Source organism: Pseudomonas sp. 18173 (assembly GCF_050432945.1).
Classification (GTDB): Bacteria; Pseudomonadota; Gammaproteobacteria; order Pseudomonadales; family Pseudomonadaceae; genus Aquipseudomonas.
The window spans coordinates 1-414 of sequence record NZ_JBKFTN010000089.1; the positions used below are offsets into that span (position 1 = coordinate 1).

Here is a 414-nt window from a genome sequence, read left to right on the forward strand (position 1 = left end):
CTTTTTCCATTTGGCGCCCTTGTCGAAACGCACCAGGTGCCAACTGCCTTTGTTGCGGTTCTGACGGTAACGAAAGCGTAGCGGGTGCCGCGGATCTTTCAGCTCGGTAATGGTCGGGTCGATGGCATGCTGTTTGATGACGGCATCAGACAGTTTCACAGTCAGGGTTTTCAAAGGAGCAGTCATTGGTCAACGCCCCTTTTGCCAAGCAGATCGACCACTTCAAAGGTTGAGGGCCACATCCAAGCGCCGTAGCGCTCGGCCATTGCCTGGTCAACGAACAGCGCCAAAGCGTGGTCGGGGGTGCTGCCCAAGTCCACCTTGTACGAGCAGCAGAACACGGCAAACCGATAGTTTGCCGGATCCGGAATAGCCAAGCGGCGATCAGGCATCTCCAAGCTGATCCCCATGCGC

General features: G+C 56.8%; 1 protein-coding gene and 1 pseudogene. Both read right to left on the bottom strand.

Annotated elements, in window-relative coordinates; translation table 11 throughout:
- Nucleotides 1-186 (bottom strand): annotated as a pseudogene (locus tag ACLD1X_RS29210) (hypothetical protein); the annotation flags it as partial.
- Nucleotides 183-392, bottom strand: a complete 210-nt coding sequence (locus ACLD1X_RS29215; RefSeq protein WP_429373750.1) for a hypothetical protein — start codon at nt 390-392, stop codon at nt 183-185. The pseudogene ACLD1X_RS29210 and the gene ACLD1X_RS29215, both read right to left, overlap by 4 nt.
- Nucleotides 393-414: the final 22 nt, after the last annotated feature.

Coding starts and splice junctions, on each gene's coding strand:
- ACLD1X_RS29215 (WP_429373750.1), bottom strand. CDS start 392: ATGCCTGATCGCCGCTTGGCTATTCCGGATCCGGCAAACTATCGGTTT.